Origin of the sequence: Actinomadura latina NBRC 106108, from assembly GCF_001552195.1 — a bacterium.
Lineage (GTDB): Bacteria > Actinomycetota > Actinomycetes > Streptosporangiales > Streptosporangiaceae > Spirillospora > Spirillospora latina.
Genome location: NZ_BCQS01000002.1, coordinates 1 through 16213 on the forward strand (window position 1 = coordinate 1; position 16213 = coordinate 16213).

Genomic DNA, 16213 nt, shown 5'->3' on the forward strand with positions numbered 1-16213 from the left:
ATGCGGCAGGCGCCGCCGAGGCGCGGCGGAGCCCGCCGCTGGACGTGGCTGGTCGTCGTGGCCGGCGTGGTCGTCGTCGGCGTGGTGGCGGGCGGTTTCGTGCTGCTGCAGAACGTCCGGAACGGCTACTACATCGGCGCGGAGAACGGCAACGCCGTCCTGTTCCGGGGGACGCCGCAGAAGGTGCCGGGCCTCGACCTGTCCCGCAAGGCCGATGCCACCGGCCTGCAGCCGATCAAGGTCGCCGACCTGCCGCAGGACCTGCAGCAGCAGGTCAAGGACACCTACACGGTGGACGGTCCCGGTGCGTGGAACATGCTGGTGGACCGCGTCTGCCGGTACTCCCTCGTCGACGAGTCCGGCAAGGTCGGCGTCGTGCGGGGCCGCAACCAGCAGAACTGCCAGGAGACCAAGCTCCAGGCGAGCGACATCCAGCTCGCCCAGCTGCCGACGTCCGACGCGACGAAGGTCCGGAAGGGCGAGTTCGTGTTCATCGGACGGGACGCGGCGACGGCCGAGCTGAACCAGCTGAAGACCCGCCGCGACAAGTGCAAGAGCAACGACCCGGGCATACCGGACTGCCCCTCCAACGGGGGGAGCTCGTAGATGCAGTCGATCGGGGAGCAGATCAGGGCCCGCCTGCCGTACCAGCAGCGCAACGCGGCCTCGCTGGCCCTGCTGGCCTTCGCGATGGTGCTGACGCTCTCGGCGTTCGCGGAGGTCGGGCTGGCCCGTGACGGCAGCATCCCGGCCGGGCTGTTCGTGTACGGCGGGGGCCTGGCGGTGCTGGCGCTCATCGCCTACTTCGCCCAGGCGAAGTTCACCCCGTACGCCGACCCGCTGCTGCTGCCGCTGGCGGTGGCGCTGAACGGCCTCGGGCTGACGATGATCTACCGGCTCGACCTGGACACCAGCGCCGACCGCAAGGCCTCGGCCGCGGCGGGCAAGAAGCTGCTGCAGGACGCGGCGAACGCGCCCGGCCAGCTGATCTGGACGTTCGTCGGCATCGTCCTGTTCGTCGGCGCCGTCGTGATCATGCGCGACACCGACAAGACGGACGCGCCGCTGTCGTTCACCCCGAAGACGGCGCAGCGCTACACGTACCTGATCGGCCTCACCGCGGTCATCCTGCTGCTGATGCCGATCATTCCCGGCATCGGCGCGGAGATCAACGGCGCGCGGGTGTGGATCAACATCGCCGGCTTCTCCGTGCAGCCGGGCGAGTTCGCGAAGCTGCTGCTGGTCGTGTTCTTCGCCGGTTACCTGGTGAACAAGCGGCAGGCGATGTCGCTGATCGGCAAGAAGGTGGGCCCGGTCAGCCTGCCGCGGGGCCGCGACCTCGGCCCGATCATGGTGATCTGGTTCTTCTGCCTGGGCGTCCTGTTCCTGCAGAAGGACCTCGGGACCGCGCTGCTGTTCTTCGGCCTGTTCGTGTCGATGCTGTACATCGCGACGCAGCGGGTCTCCTGGGTGGTGATCGGCGTCGGGCTGCTCGCGGTGGGCGTGTTCGTCGCGACGCTGCTGCCGTTCATGGGCCACGTGAACCAGCGCATCGACATCTGGCAGAACCCCAAGCCGTACTTCGACGGCGGCTGCCTGCTGGAGAGCGGCAAGGTCGTCCCGGTCAACCCCGACAGCGACATCTACAAGAAGTACGACAAGCCGGGCGTGATCTCGCCCGGGTTCACGGCCTGCGCCAACCTGGGCGGCGAGTACTCCGACAGCGCGCAGCTGATGAAGGGGCTGTTCGCGCTCGGCCAGGGCGGCGTCCTCGGCACCGGGCTCGGCCAGGGCGAGCCGTGGCGGACGCCGCTGTCGTTCAGCGACTTCATCTTCGACTCGCTGGGCGAGGAGCTCGGCCTGACCGGGCTGATGGCGATCCTGCTGATGTACGCGTTGATCGTGCAACGCGGGATGAAGACGGCCGTGGCGGCGCGAGATCCGTTCCTGAAACTGTTCGCGGGCGGTGTGTCGTTCGTGCTGGCGCTGCAGGTCTTCGTGATCGTCGGCGGCGTCACCCGGCTCATCCCGCTCACCGGTCTCACGACGCCGTTCCTGTCGCAGGGCGGGTCGTCACTGATGGCCAACTGGATCCTGATCGCGATCCTCGTGCGGATGAGTCATGACGCGCGCAAGCCGGCCCCGCAGGCGATCCAGGACGAGGGCATGACCCAGATCGTGAGCACGAGGTGACTTCCCCCCCATGAACATGGACAAGCCGGTACGGCGGGTGGCGATCTTCGCGCTGCTGCTTTTCTTCGGGCTGATGGCCCAGATCAACTACGTCCAGGGCAGCCAGGCGGAGGATCTGCGGACCGACTCCAACAACAGCCGGCAGTACGCGGACGTCTTCAACTCGCCCCGGGGCCAGATCTCCGCGGGCGGGGAGGTGCTGGTGACGTCCAAGGAGACCGGGAAGGACAACCCGAAGTACGGCCGGTCCTACAAGGAGGGGCCGGTCTTCGCGCCGGTCACCGGGTACTTCAACGGCAGCGCCACGCAGGTCGAGCGGGCCTACAACTCCCTGCTGGGCGGCAAGGACAAGAAGATCACGCAGCAGCACTGGTTCGACGTGTTCATCGGCAAGAAGGCCGACGGCGCGAACATCGAGCTGACGATCGACCCGGCCGCGCAGCGCACGGCGTACGAGCAGCTGAAGGCGAGGACGGCCCCGGGCCGCCGCGGCGGCGCCGTGGTGATCGACGTGAAGACGGGCGCCGTGAAGGTGGCGGCGTCGTGGCCGTCGTTCGACCCGAACGAGGTTGCCCCGCAGACCGGCACCAAGGGCGCGAAGCGGCTGGAGCAGCTGGACGAGGGCAACGGCGTCATCAAGCCGCTGGTCGACAACGCGCTGAGCCAGACGTTCCCGCCCGGCTCGTCGTTCAAGACGGTGGTGTCGGCGATCGCGATGAGCAAGCTCAACGCCACCAGCTCCACGACGGTCAACACCGGGCAGCTGATCCTGCCGGAGTCGGGGCGTCCGCTGCCGAACTCGCACGACAGCGGCAGCTGCGGCGGGTCGGCCTCGCTGCGCGGCGCGTTCGCCGAGTCCTGCAACACCACGTTCGCGAAGATGGCGCTGGACATGGGCATCCAGAGCCTGCACGACGGCTCCGCGGAGTTCGGGTTCGGCAAGCGGGTCGAACTGGAGCCGGACTTCTACTCGGCGGAGAGCGACGTCCCGGTGGCGTACACGGACGCCAACGGCAAGACCACCCCGACCGGCCAGGACGGGACGGCCCGGTCCGGCATCGGCCAGGAGAACGTGCGCGCCACGCCGCTGCAGATGGCGATGGTGGCGTCCGCGGTCGCCAACGACGGCAAGATCATGAGCCCCTACGTGGTGCAGAAGGTGCGGGCCAAGGACCAGAGCGAGCTGTACAGCGCCTCCCCGAAGGAGTTCGGGAAGCCGATCTCCGGCGACCAGGCCGGGCAGCTGGAGGACATGATGCGCGCGGTGGTCTCCGAGGGCACCGCGAAGAACCTGCAGGGCATGCGGATCGCCGGCAAGACCGGCACCGCCGAGCAGGGCCCGGGCAACCCGAACGCCAACTGGTTCGTCGGGTTCAGCCCGACGGACAACCCGCGCTACGCGTTCGCCGTGATGACAGAGGCCCCGGGTTCCGGTGCCGGCAACGCGGGCCCGATCGCCGGGGCGATCATGGCGAAGGTACTGCAGAAGTGAGTGCGGGCCTCGTCCTCAACCACCGGTACCGGCTGCTGGAGCGGCTGGCCGTCGGCGGGATGGGCGAGGTCTGGCGCGCGACGGACCAGCGGTCCGGCCGGCAGGTCGCGGTGAAGCTGCTGCGGCTGGAGCTCGGTTCGGACATGCGGGCGCGGGGCCGGTTCGAGTCGGAGGCGCGCTTCGCGATGGAGCTGCGGCATCCGGGGATCGCGCGGGCGTTCGACTTCGGCGAGCACGGCGGCCGGTCGTTCCTGGTGATGGAGCTGGTGTCGGGCGAGCCGCTGGACGAGATCCTGGCGCGCGACGGCGGGCTGGCGCTGGAGGCCGTCCTCGACCTGCTGGTGCAGGCGGGACGGGCGCTGACGGTCGCGCACGACGCCGGGATCGTGCACCGGGACGTCAAGCCGGCGAACCTGATGGTGTCCCCGGACGGCACCCTGAAGATCACCGACTTCGGGATCGCCCGGCGGCTGGCCGCGGCGTCGCAGACCCAGACCGGGATGGTCATGGGGACGGCGCACTACATCTCGCCGGAGCAGGCGCAGGGCAAGGAGCTGTCGCCGAAGGCGGACCTGTACTCGCTGGGCGTGGTGGCCTACGAGTGCCTGACGGGCGCGCCGCCGTTCGACGGGTCGACGCCGGTGGAGGTGGCGCTCCAGCACGTCCGGGTCGCGCCCGCGGAGCTGCCGCGGCGGGTGCCGCAGGCCGCCCGCGAGCTGGTCATGGAGATGCTGGCTAAGGACCCGCTGGACCGGCCGCGGGACGCGGGGACGGTCGCGGCGCGGGCGCTGGCGATCCGCGCGTCGCTCAGCACGAGCCGCGTCTCCGGCGCGCACCGTGCCGCCGCCGCGAGCCGCTCCGCGGCGCCGGCGGCTGTCGCTCCCCGCGGTGCGGGCACGACCAGCAGAGACCCCATCGTTACCCAATCGGCTGCTTTGTCGGGATTTGACGCTGACCCGGTGGCGGATAGCCTCTCGCGTGGGACAGTGCAACGACGCACGGCGGTGACGTACGCGTCGGTCGCGGCCGTCCTCGTGCTGGTCTGCGTGATCGTCGTCGGCTCGCTGTGGAAGGGGCTGGCGTTCGCGGGATCCGGCGAGGACGAGCGGGACCCGCCCGCCACCCCGGCCACCAGCCCGGTGGGCGGCGACCTCCCGGACGACCTCGCGGACGACCCTGCGGCCCGTCCCAGCGCCCCGCCCACGCACGGGGCGGCCAGAACCCCCGGACGCCCGGCTGTCACCCCACGGCACGGGACGCATAGGATCCGTCCGTCAACGCGGGTGACGCCCAAGACGTCTCCTTCACATAAGCCATCCACGAAATCGCCCCGGGCGACTCCCACCGCCCCAGAGCCAACACCCAGACCGACGGGGAGCACCACGACTCCGTCAACTCCGAGCCCGGTTCCCTCTCCGACCCAGAGCGGGAAGCTAGGTTCGGAGGACAAGGTGTAGACGTACGAGGGAAAGTGCACATATGAGTCAACCTCGGCTGCTCGGCGGCCGCTACGAGCTCGATTCGGTGATCGGGCGGGGCGGCATGGCCGAGGTCTACCGTGCCCGCGATCTGCGGCTGGATCGCATCGTCGCGGTCAAGACGCTGCGGTCCGACCTGGCCCGCGACCCGACGTTCCAGGCCCGGTTCCGGCGCGAGGCCCAGTCGGCCGCGTCGCTGAACCACCCCTCGGTCATCGCCGTGTACGACACCGGCGAGGACATGATCGGCGACACCTCGATCCCGTACATCGTGATGGAGTACGTGGACGGCAGCACGCTGCGCGACCTCCTGCGGGAGAACCGCGCGCTGATGCCCGACAAGGCTTTGGAGATCACCGACGGGATCCTGCGCGCGCTGGACTACAGCCACCGCGGCGGGATCGTGCACCGCGACATCAAACCGGCCAACGTGATGCTGACCCGGCAGCACGAGGTCAAGGTCATGGACTTCGGCATCGCCCGCGCCATGGCCGACTCGGCGGCCACGATGACGCAGACCGCGCAGGTGATCGGCACCGCGCAGTACCTGTCCCCGGAGCAGGCGCGCGGCGAGCGGGTGGACGCCCGCAGCGACATCTACTCGACCGGTTGCGTCCTGTACGAGCTGCTCACCGGCAAGCCGCCGTTCACCGGCGACTCCCCGGTCGCGATCGCGTACCAGCACGTCCGGGAGGAGCCGGTGCCGCCATCGCAGGTGGACCCGCAGATCCCGCAGTGGGCGGACGCGATCGTGCTGAAGGCGATGGCGAAGGAAGCCGACCACCGGTACCAGAACGCGAACGAGTTCCGGCAGGAGATCCAGCGCGTCCTGCAGGGGCAGCCGGTGGCGTCGACGGCGGCGTCCACGATGCTGATGGGCGGCGCGCAGGTGCCGCAGGGCACCCAGGTGATGGGCGGCTACCCGCCGGGCGCGACGCAGGTGCGCCGCCCGCCGGACGACGGCTACGGGCTCCCGCCCGTCCACTACGACGACGACATGCCCGAACGCGGCGGGGGCGGCAAGAAGGCCGCGCTGTGGGTGGGGCTCGCCGTGCTGTTCATCGGCGGCGCCGCGCTCATCGGCTGGATGCTGAGCGGCGGCGGCGGCGAGAAGAACACCCAGGTCGCGATCCCGCAGAGCATCATCAACGTGTCGCAGGCCGACGCGACGGCGCAGCTGACCAAGCTCGGCTTCAAGGTCGGCGAGCCGAAGACCGACTTCAGCGACGAGGTCGACAAGGGCAACGTCATCAGCTCCGACCCGGAGCCGGGCACGAACGCGGCCAAGGGCGCCACGGTGACGCTGCTGGTCTCCAAGGGCAAGAAGCCGCCGACGGAGATCGAGGTCCCGGACGTGACCGGCCGGCCGTACGGGACGGCCAAGAAGCTGCTGGAGGCGAAGGGCTTCAAGGTCGAGCGGAGAGCCGAGTCGAGCGACACCGTCCCGCGGCTCAACGTGATCAGCACCGACCCGGCCGGCGGCACGAAGGCGCCGAAGAACTCGACCGTCACGGTGGTGTTCTCCAACGGCCCGTCGGAGCTGAAGGTGCCGAACCTGTTCAACAACAGCCAGCGGGCCGCCTGCAACAAGCTGGAGACGGCCGGGTTGAAGTGCCGCGTGCAGAAGGGCCAGCCGCCGCCGGACAAGCAGGTCTCGCCGGGCCTCGTCTACGACCAGCAGCCGGGCCCGGACGCCGTGGTCGCCCCGGGCGACACGGTGACGATCTTCATCGCCGACAAGCCTCAGCCGCCCCCGTCCCAGCCGGGCGGCACGCCGACGACGCCGGGCATCCCCGGCTTCCCCGGTGACGGCAACGGCTGATCCGGCCGCTCGACGCGAAGGGCCCCGGCTCTCCATCTCGGAGGCCGGGGCCCTTCGCGTTCGCCCGCCGGGCATGAAACGGGGCTTCCGCCACTCGGGGGCAATGGCGGAAGCCCTCGTTATGGTCTTCGTCACGCCGCCGTAGAACGTTACGGATTTCAACCGAATTTTTCTCAAGTTCCGGGCACCCGCCGTCCCGCACGATGGTTCCGCCGGTCAGGGCGGCCGTCAGCCCGGGGTGGCGGAGCCGGACGGTGCCGGGGTCTGGACGACGCCGTGGTCGAACTGGATCTTGGCCTCCATCCGGGGGAACGCCACGTACCAGAGGACGACGGCGACCGCGAGCACGATGCCGAGCGCGGTCGCGGTCTTGGCCGGCCACACGCCGGGGAGACGGCGCCAGATCCAGGCGTACACGGGTCCTCCTACGTTCCGGCGGTGGGCTTGACGCGAGGCAGCGCCTCGGCCAGCTCCCCGAAGATGATCATTCGTTCGGCGGCGGAGTACTTGGGGTGGCAGGTGGTGAGCGTGATGAGCCGCTCCGTCGGCTTCCGCTTCGGGTGGAACGGGACGGGCGCGGTCACCTCCGTCGCCGACGGCTTCACGATCTTGCGGTCGGTGACCTTGTAGACGTACTGCTCGTCGCGGGTGTCGATGAGGATCTTGTCACCGCGGTCGAGTTCGCCGAGCCGATTGAACGGGGCGGAGTAGGTCGTCCGGTGCCCGGAGACCACGAAGTTGCCGAGCCGGCCGGGCAGCGCGGTGCCCGGGTAGTGGCCGGGGCCCTTGCGCAGGTCGTCGCGGTCGACCCCCTCGATGACGACGAAGCGGTAGTCCTTGCCGAAGCGGGGGATGCGGATCATCGCGAGGCCCTTGCCGAGCTTCACCGTCTCGGTGGTGACCTTCGTGGCGCGCCAGTCGTTCAGCATCTCGTCCTGCAGGCGGTTCTGCTGGCCCTGGGTGTACTGGCCGGTGCCCCACAGTTCGTAGGTGACGAACAGCATGACGATCAGGCCGGCGGTGATGCACAACTCGCCCATGCCACGGAGCACCGTCCGCACGCGTCCTCCTCCTTCGCCGGGGACCGGCCGGGGTCCGCCGGGGGTCAGCCGCCGGGCGCCGGCGGCACCGTAGCGTGCTTCATCGCCACGTTGCCGGTGTAGGGCGGCAGCGTGACCCGTTCCACGGTCCGCACCGAGTAGCCGAGCCCGTACGCGCGGACGTACTTGCGGTAGACGGCGATCTCGGGGGACGCGCCGAGCGCCGCGCGGAGCCGGTCCGGGTCGCCCACGGCGGTGATCCGGAACGGCGGGGAGTACACGACGCCCTGGAGGATCAGCGTATTGCCCACGCACCGCACCGCGCTGGTCGAGATCAACCGCTGGTCCATGATCTGTATCCCGCGGGCGCCGCCCGCCCAGAGCGCGTTGACGACGGCCTGGACGTCGCCCTGGTGGACGACGAGGTCGTCGGGGCGGACGCCGGGCTGCGGATCGTCCGATTCCGGGAGCGGCGCGTCGTCCAGCGTGACGCGGACGGCGGGCCCGGTCAGCGGGGTGAAGCCGGCCTCGGCCGCGAGCCGGTCGGCCTCCGCCCGCGCGGTTTTCACGCGCGCGTCGTGACGTCCGGCCTCCTGGGAGATACGGTCGATCTGGTCGCGGAGCCGCCGGTACTCGGCGCGCTCCCGGTGACCGCGCTGCTGCTCGGCGGTGATGAGCTCGGTGATCCTGGTGCGGCCCTGCTCGCGCAGGCTCGTGCCGCGGGCCGTGCTCGCGCTCGCCGCGAACAGGGTCCCCGCGAGGAGCGTGAGAACCGGAATGATGCTTCCCCACGCAGGACGCCGTACATTACTCATCGCACAGTGCTCATCAGTCAGTGCTCACCAGCGACTACGCTAACCGACAAAACACCCATGCGCGGTCCGGCGCTCCGGCCGCCGGACGCCCGAGGAGATCGATCCCACCGTGGCCAAGTCGAAAGTGCGCAAGAAGGCCGTTTACACGCCTCCGCAGAAGTCCAAGGCGCCCGAGGTCAGCCCCCGCTGGCTCGTGCCCACGATGGTCGGGCTGTGGCTCGTCGGCCTCGCCTGGATCGCCGTCTTCTACGTGACGGCCAGCACCGGCACCGACGTGCCGTTCATGTCCGACCTGCACAACTGGAACCTGGGGATCGGCTTCACGGCGATCATCCTCGGGGTCGTCCTGTCGACCCGCTGGCGCTGACCGCAGGTTATCCACAGGCCGGGGATCTCCCACCCCGGCTTTCCTCAGGTTTTCCACAGGAACTTTCCACAGGGTCCGGTCGCGTCCGGGCCGCTCCCGCCGAGGCCGCACGGCCGGTCTCACCGAGGCCGCACGGGCGGACGCCGTCACGGGTGGACGGCGTCCGCACCGCAGCGGCTATCCGGCCGGGCTCAGCTCCGCCGTCCTGACGACCACCAGCGCGGCGAGCAGCGCCAGCATGAGCAGCGGCGCCCCGAGGTGGAACAGCCGCCGCCGCGCGGCGGGAGCGTACGCGTAGGCGGCGGCCAGCGCCGCGCCGACGACGAGCCCGCCGACGTGCCCCTGCCAGGAGATCCCCGGCACCGAGAACGTGATCACCAGGTTGATCACCAGCAGCACCACGATGGGGCCGACCGGCCCGCCCAGCCTGCGGCCGATCACGAAGTACGCGCCGAACAGCCCGAAGATGGCGCCGGACGCGCCGACCGCCGCGGCGCCCGGCGCGCCGACCAGGTACAGCAGCACCGACCCGCCCAGCCCGGACAGCATGTACAGCGCCAGGAAGCGCCAGCGTCCGAGCACCTGTTCCAGCGCGGGGCCGACGGCCCACAGCGCCCACATGTTGAACAGGATGTGGGTGATGCCGAACGTCCCGCCGCGCTGGTGCAGGAACATCGTGGTGAACAGCCGGTACCACTCGCCCTCGGCGACCCCGCCCACGTCCCCGCCGGGCAGCACTCCCCGGCCGAGCATCATGAACTCCCAGACGACCCGCCACGACGCCAGCTCGGCGAGGTACGCCGCCACGCACGCGCCGATCAGCGTGTACGTGACGACCGGTACGGCGGACGCGGACGCCCGCCCGCCGAGGGCCGTCCTGGGCACCGCCCGGCGGACGCCCCGGTTCCCCTCCGCGACGCACTCCACGCACTGGTGGCCGACCGCCGCGTCCCGCATGCAGTCCGGGCAGATGTAGCGGTCGCACCTGGTGCAGCGCACATAGGTCTCGCGCCCCGGGTGCCGGTAGCAGGTCGGTACCGAGGTCTCCGGGGCGGGACTGGGCTCTGTGCTCATCTGATGCTCCGCGTCGCAGGCAGGGTCTCACTTGTAGAAACGACTAACGGCGCTCGATCGTCACCGATTCCACGACGACGTCCTGCTGCGGACGGTCCATCCGCCCGGTCGGCACCTTGGCGATCCGGTCGACGACGTCGGTCCCCTCGATGACTTTGCCGAAGATGGTGTGCCGGCCGGTCAGGTGCTGGGTGTGGCCCACGTCGAGCGTGATGAAGAACTGGGAGCCGTTGGTGCCGGGCCCGGCGTTCGCCATCGCCAGCAGGTACGGGCGGTTGAACTTCAGGTCCGGGTGGAACTCGTCCTTGAACTCGTAGCCGGGCCCGCCGGTGCCGGTGCCGAGCGGGTCGCCGCCCTGGATCATGAACTGGTCGATGACGCGGTGGAACACCGTCCCGTTGTACAGCGGGGCGTCGGACTTCTGCCCGGTGCGCGGGTCGGTCCAGGTCCGGGTCCCCTCCGCCAGCTCGACGAAGTTCGCCACCGTCTCCGGCGCCTGCTCCGGGTAGAGCTGGATCACGATCTTGCCGAGCGACGTGTTGAGCGTCGCGAAGATCTCGTTGGCCACGCTGGCCGCCTCCTCGTAAGGGTGGATGTCTGAGCTCTGCACGTTACGGTCTCGGCCATGCGCAAATCGACTACCCGGCGTGAACACGTAGTCACGCGCACAGGGTTTACCTCCCGATCGCAGGGAAGGCTGCATGACAGGACCTCGCAGACAGGGAGGTTAGCGTGTCCCTAATGATCAATATCCGCCGGAAGCCGCAGGACGTGGTGCTCACCCGGTTCGGCCGCGTCCAGGAGGCGGCCCGGCAGGGCGCCGGCGTGTGCCGGCAGGGCGCTTCCAGCGTGGCTGAGCGGATCGCGCCCGCCGCGGAGGAGCGCCTCATGGTCGTCCGCGGATGGAGCGCACCAAGGCTCCGGCAGGCGGCCCGGTACGTGGAGTCCGGGCTCGCCCCGCGGGTGAGCACGTTTCTGAGCGATGTCGCCGGACGGGTGGAGCCCCCCAAGCGGGGCGGGCCCGGGCGTGGCGCCCTCGTGGCGATGATGGGCGCGGTCACCGCGGTCGGCATCGCCGGTGTGGTGGCGACGCGGCGCGGCGTCATCCGCGACATGACCAAGGGTTCCGGTGAGCACGAGGAGGACGCCACCTCGGCCGACTCCATGACGGTCTCCGGCGCCGATGTCGACGGTCAGGTGCATACGCCGCACTAGCGCGCGAATGTCGGAGGGCCCGGTCGTTTCCGGCCGGGCCCTCCGTCGCGCGCGCGGGGGGTTGCTACCACCCGGTACGGTAACGCCATGTCGCCGAAGCGCCCTCTCCGGCAGGTGCTGGCGGCCCGCGTGCAGCAGCGGGCCCGCCAGGGCATGCACACGGCCGTGCACCGCGCCTGGGAATGGATCCAGCGGCACGGCGAGATCACCCCGCACACCCCGGGCCGGCGCCGGTTCGCCTACCTCGGCGAGGGCGCCTGCATCGGCTTCCCGGCCGGCTCCATCTACGGCGAGCCGTGGATCTCGATCGGCGACCACACCCTGATCGGCACGCACGTCACGATCTCCGCCGGCTTCGTCCCCGGCCTCGACCTCGGCCCGGACGTCATCGTCCGCATCGGCGCCAGCTGCTCCCTCGGACGCGGCACCCACATCGTCGGCCACCAGTCCATCGACATCGGCGACGACGTCTTCACGGGCCCGAACGTCTACATCACCGACCAGAACCACACCTACGGCGACCTGCACATGCCGATAGGCCGCCAGTGGCCGGAGAACAACCCGGTCGTCATCGGCGACGGCTGCTGGATCGGCACCGGCGCGATCATCCTCCCCGGCACCCGCCTCGGCCGCAACGTCGCCGTCGCCGGCGGCGCCGTCGTGCGCGGCGAGTTCCCCGACCACTCGGTCATCGGCGGCGTCCCCGCCAAGGTCCTGCGCAGCCACGACAAGGAGAACGGCTGGCAGCCGCCTCTCCGCAACGATCCCCTGATGTCCCTGGACGAACTGGCCGCCCTCTCCGTCAACGGGCTGGAGGGCCTTCAGATCCTCCAGGACAAGCTTCGTGAGCAGTCCGCCCCCGCGCCTCTCCAAGAAGAAGCCGGCTGACGCGCCGGAAGAACGCAGAAAGGAGCCCCGCCCGGGGTCGGGCGGGGCTCCTTATTGCTGTGGATCAGTCTGGTGCTGTGGGTCAGTTGTAGCGGGCGGCGCGGCGGTCGCCGCCGTTGGGTGCTCCGCGGCGGGGGCCGTGGGAGCTGCCGCCGGTGCGGGGGCCGCCGCCCCGGCGGTCACCGCCGGAGTAGGAGCGGTGCTCGCCCCGGCCGCCGTCGCCCTCGTGGCGGCGCGAGCCGTCCCCGCGGTCGTAGGAGCGCGGGCCGCGACGGCGTCCGCCGCCGCCCTGGCGGCCCCGGCCGCCCTCGCGGCGCGGACGCTCGGGGATGATCGGCTCCTCGATCGGGATGCCGGACGGCGGACGGGCGCCGGTCAGCTTGACCAGCTCGGAGTCGCCCGTGGTCACCCGGACGCGGGGCGCGTTGATGCCGGCCCGACGCGTCATCGCGGACGTGGAGCGCACCTGGTGCGGCAGGACGAGCGTGACGACGGTGCCGCGCTCCCCGGCGCGGGCGGTGCGTCCCGCGCGGTGCATGTAGTCCTTGCTGTCGGCGGGCGGGTCGACGTGCATGACCAAAGTCACGTCGTCCACGTGGATGCCGCGCGCGGCGACGTCGGTGGCGACCAGCACGCTGACCGTGCCCTCGCGGAACTCGGCGAGGGTGCGGGTGCGCAGGCCCTGGCTCTTGCCGCCGTGCAGGCCCGCCGCGCGGACGCCGGCCTGGACGAGCTGCTTGGCGAGCCGGTCGACGCCGTGCTTGGTGCGGGCGAACAGGATCGTCCGGCCCTCGCGGTTGGCGATCTCGGCGGTGATGGCGCTCTTCTCCTTGGGCGCCACGAGCAGGAGGTGGTGGTCCATCGTGTCGACGGACTCGTCCACCGGGCCGATCGCGTGCGTGACCGGGTCGCTCAGGTACCGCCGGACCAGGACGTCCACGTCCTTGTCGAGGGTCGCGGAGAAGAGGAGGCGCTGCCCGCCGCGCTTGACGGCGTCCAGGATGTCGGTGACGTCGGGCAGGAAGCCCATGTCGGCCATGTGGTCGGCCTCGTCCAGCACCGTGATCTCGATGTCGGACAGGTCGCAGGCGCCCTGCCGCATCAGGTCCTTCAGGCGGCCGGGCGTGGCGACGAGGACCTCGACGCCGCGGCGCAGCGCGTCGATCTGCTTGAACATCGAGGTCTGGCCGATGACGGTCTTGAAGCGGAGCCCGAGGCCGCGGCCGAGCGGCTCCAGGTTGTTCTGCACCTGCTGGGCCAGCTCGCGGGTCGGCACGAGGATCAGCGCCAGCGGACGCTTCGGGGCGGCCTTGCGGCCGGACAGGCGGGTGAGGAGCGGCAGGCCGAACGCGAGGGTCTTGCCGGAGCCGGTCTTACCGCGCCCGAGGACGTCCCGTCCCGCCATGACGTCCGGGATCGCGGCGGCCTGGATCGGGAAGGGGGCCTCGATGCCCTGGCGCTCCAGGGCGTTCACCAGCACCGGCGGCATGCCGAGCTCGGCGAAGGTGGGAACCTGCTCCTCGTCCGCGGTGGCGGGCATGGACGGGTTCTGTGCAGCGGCAGCTGTGGTCACGCATTACCTTCCGAGAGGGGGGCACGTCTCGGGAGGCTCCGCGATGTGCGCGGCCTGCAAGGACGAGCCTGACGCCATGGGGCGTCGGAGAGTGATTCCAAGAGTCTAACGTCGCCGGGGGACGTGCTTATGCCCGGTCCCGCCGGGAACATGCGTCATCCTCGCCTCAGCAGGCGCATGCGATGCCCGCGGCCGGGGCCGTCAGCGGGTCTGGGGACCGGCGCGTGACGGCGCCGCCGCCCGTCTCGACGGGGAACCCTTCGCGCGCCCAGTACTCGAACCCGCCGATCATCTCCTTGACCGGACGGCCGAGCTTCGCGAACTCCAGCGCCGCCTTCTGGGCGCCGTTGCAGCCGGGTCCCCAGCAGTAGACGACGACGGTCGCGCCTTGGGGGATGAGCGCGCCGGCGCGCTCCGCGATCTCGGCGGTGGGCAGGTGGACGGCGCCCTGGACATGCCCCTGCGCCCAGCTCTCGGCACTGCGCGTGTCGACGACGACGATCCCGGGCGCCCCGGACGCCAGGTCGGCCGCGACATCGGACACATCGCTCTCAAAGGCCAGACGCGCGGCAAAGTGCCGCCGCGCCTCCTCCGCGGACGCCGCGGGAACGGCGTTGACGGCGCCAATGGCGGGGCTGGCGGTGGGGAGTGTGCTCATTGCGGACTCCTTGTCGTTGCGGCTTGAGGTCGTTGCGGCTTGCGTCGATCGTCGTCTGCCCGCGCGCTTTCCGGGAGTGACGTGAATGCCCGTCACCATTAAGATTTCGCCATGTTCACTGCTCCCCCGGCGCGGCGGCACACGGTCTCGGTGCTGGCGTTCGACGGCATGGCGCCCTTCGAGCTCGGTTCCGTCGTCGAGGTGTTCGGGCTGCCCCGTCCGGAGCTGGACGTCCCCTGGTACGACCTGCGGGTCTGCTCGCTCGAACGCGGGCCGATGCGGGCGGTCGGGGGCTTCACGATGACGGCCGAGCACGGGTTGGACGCGTTCGCGTCCGCGGACACCGTGATGGTCGTCGCCGTCCCGGACGTCCGGCGCGACCCGGCGCCCGAGGTCGTCGCGGCGCTGAAGGAGGCGCACGCGCGGGGCGCCCGCGTCGTGTCCATCTGCTCGGGCGCGTTCGCCCTCGCCGCCGCCGGCCTGCTGGACGGACGCGAGGCCACCACCCACTGGCAGTACGCCGACCTGCTGCGCCGCCGCCACCCGGACGTCCGCGTGACCCCGGACGTCCTCTACGTCGACGGCGACGACGTGCTCACCGGCGCGGGCAGCGCCGCCGGTCTCGACATGTGCCTGCACCTCGTCCGCAAGGACCACGGCGCCCGGATCGCGAACATGGTCGCGCGGCGGCTGGTCGTCCCGCCGCACCGGGAGGGCGGGCAGGCGCAGTTCGTGGAGGCCGCCGTGAACCTCCCCGAGGAGGACGACCCGGTCGCGCGCAGCATGGCCTGGGCGCTGGCCCACCTCGCCGAACCGATCACGGTCGCACGGATGGCCCGCGAGGCGCGCCTCTCGCCCCGCACGTTCATCAGGCACTTCAACCGGCAGACGGGGACGAGCCCGCTCCGCTGGGTCATCGCCCAGCGGGTCCTGGCCGCGCTGCCGCCGCTGGAGGAGGGCGTCGCCCCGGTCGAGGAGATCGGCGCGGCCGTCGGCTTCGAGAGCCCGGCCACGTTCCGGCACCACTTCACCCGGGCGATGAAAACCTCACCGTCCGGCTACAGGCGCACCTTCCGCGGAACGCCTACCTGAGATCCCCGTCCCCAGAAAAGCTGTCAAGCCCCACCAGCAGCCACGCCACGTCCACCCCGGGCCGGGGTGCTTCAGCGGGTGGGGACGGGGGCCTGGCGGTCGATCTCGCGGCCCAGGACGAGCACCATCTCGTCGAAGGCCGCGGCACCGTAGCGGGCGTGCAAGGCGGGATAGAGGTCCTTGCGCGCGGCCTCCTTGAGCATCCAGCTCAGGTCGGTGTGCGCGACCCGCTCGCCGCGGGACAGCCGGTCGTGTGCCTCCCGGGTCACCCGGAGCAGGTCCGGATGCCCCGCCGACTCGAAGAGGATCATGCGCGCCGCGTCCCTGAGGTCCATGGCCGGGAGTCTAGAGCGCGGCCCGGGGCAGGGCAGGGGGCGCGGTCGAGGGGGCGGGCGGCCGGATAAGGACACGAAGCGGGGAGTGCATCCGATTGCTGCTGACAAGGCACCTTCACCGAGAGTCAGACGGAGTGGGCGTTCGGTTGCTGCGGCGGCCGGTTCGCGTGC

General features: G+C 70.9%; 16 protein-coding genes and 1 pseudogene. 9 read left to right on the plus strand and 8 right to left on the minus strand.

Annotated features, from left to right (window positions below):
• From AL2_RS37950 to pknB, 5 genes and pseudogenes are all read left to right on the plus strand, one after another.
• Positions 1-606 (plus strand): annotated as a pseudogene (locus AL2_RS37950) (serine/threonine-protein phosphatase); the annotation flags it as partial.
• On the plus strand, positions 607-2193 hold the full coding sequence (locus AL2_RS00610; RefSeq protein ID WP_067627973.1) for an FtsW/RodA/SpoVE family cell cycle protein: 1587 nt from the start codon (positions 607-609) through the stop codon (positions 2191-2193).
• 10 nt (positions 2194-2203) lie between these two features.
• Entirely contained in the window at positions 2204-3685 is a 1482-nt protein-coding gene (locus AL2_RS00615; RefSeq protein WP_067627976.1) for a peptidoglycan D,D-transpeptidase FtsI family protein, read from the plus strand.
• Positions 3682-5142: a serine/threonine-protein kinase gene (locus AL2_RS00620; RefSeq protein ID WP_067627979.1), complete on the plus strand. Its 1461-nt coding sequence runs from the start codon at positions 3682-3684 to the stop codon at positions 5140-5142. Before AL2_RS00615 ends, AL2_RS00620 begins: the two co-directional genes overlap by 4 nt.
• A 22-nt stretch (positions 5143-5164) precedes the next feature.
• Positions 5165-6985 (plus strand): Stk1 family PASTA domain-containing Ser/Thr kinase, encoded by a 1821-nt coding sequence (pknB, locus tag AL2_RS00625; protein ID WP_067627982.1) that lies wholly within the window; start codon positions 5165-5167, stop codon positions 6983-6985.
• A 228-nt stretch (positions 6986-7213) separates the two neighbouring features.
• On the opposite strand, the gene AL2_RS00630 is transcribed toward pknB, so the two are convergent.
• Genes AL2_RS00630 through AL2_RS00640 form a run of 3 tightly spaced genes read right to left on the minus strand, consistent with a single transcriptional unit; the run spans position 7214 to position 8840 of the window.
• Entirely contained in the window at positions 7214-7402 is a 189-nt protein-coding gene (locus AL2_RS00630) for a hypothetical protein (RefSeq protein WP_067627985.1), read from the minus strand.
• An 8-nt stretch (positions 7403-7410) separates the two neighbouring features.
• Positions 7411-8046 (minus strand): class E sortase, encoded by a 636-nt coding sequence (locus tag AL2_RS00635; protein ID WP_245666236.1) that lies wholly within the window; start codon positions 8044-8046, stop codon positions 7411-7413.
• Between the two features lie 44 nt (positions 8047-8090).
• Positions 8091-8840 carry a DUF881 domain-containing protein gene (locus AL2_RS00640; RefSeq protein ID WP_067627991.1) on the minus strand — a complete coding sequence of 250 codons (750 nt, stop codon included), beginning with the start codon at positions 8838-8840 and terminating at the stop codon, positions 8091-8093.
• A 109-nt stretch (positions 8841-8949) separates the two neighbouring features.
• Here AL2_RS00640 and AL2_RS00645 point away from each other — a divergent pair, with 109 nt between their 5' ends.
• Entirely contained in the window at positions 8950-9207 is a 258-nt protein-coding gene (locus tag AL2_RS00645; protein ID WP_067627994.1) for a cell division protein CrgA, read from the plus strand.
• A 177-nt stretch (positions 9208-9384) separates the two neighbouring features.
• Here the strand turns inward: AL2_RS00645 and AL2_RS00650 are convergent, their stop codons facing one another.
• Together AL2_RS00650 and AL2_RS00655 are read right to left on the minus strand one after the other, a co-directional pair.
• Positions 9385-10281, minus strand: coding sequence for a rhomboid family intramembrane serine protease (locus AL2_RS00650; RefSeq protein WP_067627997.1), 897 nt, complete (start codon positions 10279-10281; stop codon positions 9385-9387).
• A gap of 43 nt (positions 10282-10324) precedes the next feature.
• Complete coding sequence (locus tag AL2_RS00655) at positions 10325-10849, minus strand: peptidylprolyl isomerase (RefSeq protein ID WP_067628000.1); 525 nt, start codon at positions 10847-10849, stop codon at positions 10325-10327.
• A 173-nt stretch (positions 10850-11022) separates the two neighbouring features.
• Here AL2_RS00655 and AL2_RS00660 point away from each other — a divergent pair, with 173 nt between their 5' ends.
• Together AL2_RS00660 and AL2_RS00665 are read left to right on the plus strand one after the other, a co-directional pair.
• On the plus strand, positions 11023-11496 hold the full coding sequence (locus AL2_RS00660; RefSeq protein WP_067628003.1) for a hypothetical protein: 474 nt from the start codon (positions 11023-11025) through the stop codon (positions 11494-11496).
• Positions 11497-11583: 87 nt separating this feature from the next.
• Entirely contained in the window at positions 11584-12384 is an 801-nt protein-coding gene (locus tag AL2_RS00665) for an acyltransferase (protein WP_067628006.1), read from the plus strand.
• Positions 12385-12466: 82 nt separating this feature from the next.
• Here AL2_RS00665 and AL2_RS00670 read toward each other — a convergent pair whose 3' ends face one another.
• Both AL2_RS00670 and AL2_RS00675 read right to left on the minus strand, forming a co-directional pair.
• Positions 12467-13957 carry a DEAD/DEAH box helicase gene (locus AL2_RS00670; RefSeq protein WP_067628009.1) on the minus strand — a complete coding sequence of 497 codons (1491 nt, stop codon included), beginning with the start codon at positions 13955-13957 and terminating at the stop codon, positions 12467-12469.
• Positions 13958-14123: 166 nt separating this feature from the next.
• Positions 14124-14615: a rhodanese-like domain-containing protein gene (locus tag AL2_RS00675; RefSeq protein ID WP_067628012.1), complete on the minus strand. Its 492-nt coding sequence runs from the start codon at positions 14613-14615 to the stop codon at positions 14124-14126.
• Positions 14616-14726: 111 nt separating this feature from the next.
• On the opposite strand from AL2_RS00675, the gene AL2_RS00680 reads away from it, so the two are divergent.
• On the plus strand, positions 14727-15707 hold the full coding sequence (locus AL2_RS00680) for a helix-turn-helix domain-containing protein (protein WP_067628015.1): 981 nt from the start codon (positions 14727-14729) through the stop codon (positions 15705-15707).
• Between the two features lie 71 nt (positions 15708-15778).
• Here the strand turns inward: AL2_RS00680 and AL2_RS00685 are convergent, their stop codons facing one another.
• Positions 15779-16042 (minus strand): hypothetical protein, encoded by a 264-nt coding sequence (locus AL2_RS00685; protein WP_157437936.1) that lies wholly within the window; start codon positions 16040-16042, stop codon positions 15779-15781.
• Between the last annotated feature and the right edge of the window lie 171 nt (positions 16043-16213).

What these genes read in the sequence shown, in the direction of transcription:
- AL2_RS00665 (WP_067628006.1), top strand. Translation starts at nt 11,584, where the DNA reads ATGTCGCCGAAGCGCCCTCTCCGGCAGGTGCTGGCGGCCCGCGTGCAG.
- AL2_RS00610 (WP_067627973.1), top strand. Translation starts at nt 607, where the DNA reads ATGCAGTCGATCGGGGAGCAGATCAGGGCCCGCCTGCCGTACCAGCAG.
- AL2_RS00685 (WP_157437936.1), bottom strand. Translation starts at nt 16,042, where the DNA reads ATGGACCTCAGGGACGCGGCGCGCATGATCCTCTTCGAGTCGGCGGGG.
- AL2_RS00660 (WP_067628003.1), top strand. Translation starts at nt 11,023, where the DNA reads ATGATCAATATCCGCCGGAAGCCGCAGGACGTGGTGCTCACCCGGTTC.
- AL2_RS00640 (WP_067627991.1), bottom strand. Translation starts at nt 8,840, where the DNA reads ATGAGTAATGTACGGCGTCCTGCGTGGGGAAGCATCATTCCGGTTCTC.
- AL2_RS00615 (WP_067627976.1), top strand. Translation starts at nt 2,204, where the DNA reads ATGAACATGGACAAGCCGGTACGGCGGGTGGCGATCTTCGCGCTGCTG.
- pknB (WP_067627982.1), top strand. Translation starts at nt 5,165, where the DNA reads ATGAGTCAACCTCGGCTGCTCGGCGGCCGCTACGAGCTCGATTCGGTG.
- AL2_RS00675 (WP_067628012.1), bottom strand. Translation starts at nt 14,615, where the DNA reads ATGAGCACACTCCCCACCGCCAGCCCCGCCATTGGCGCCGTCAACGCC.
- AL2_RS00680 (WP_067628015.1), top strand. Translation starts at nt 14,727, where the DNA reads ATGTTCACTGCTCCCCCGGCGCGGCGGCACACGGTCTCGGTGCTGGCG.
- AL2_RS00650 (WP_067627997.1), bottom strand. Translation starts at nt 10,281, where the DNA reads ATGAGCACAGAGCCCAGTCCCGCCCCGGAGACCTCGGTACCGACCTGC.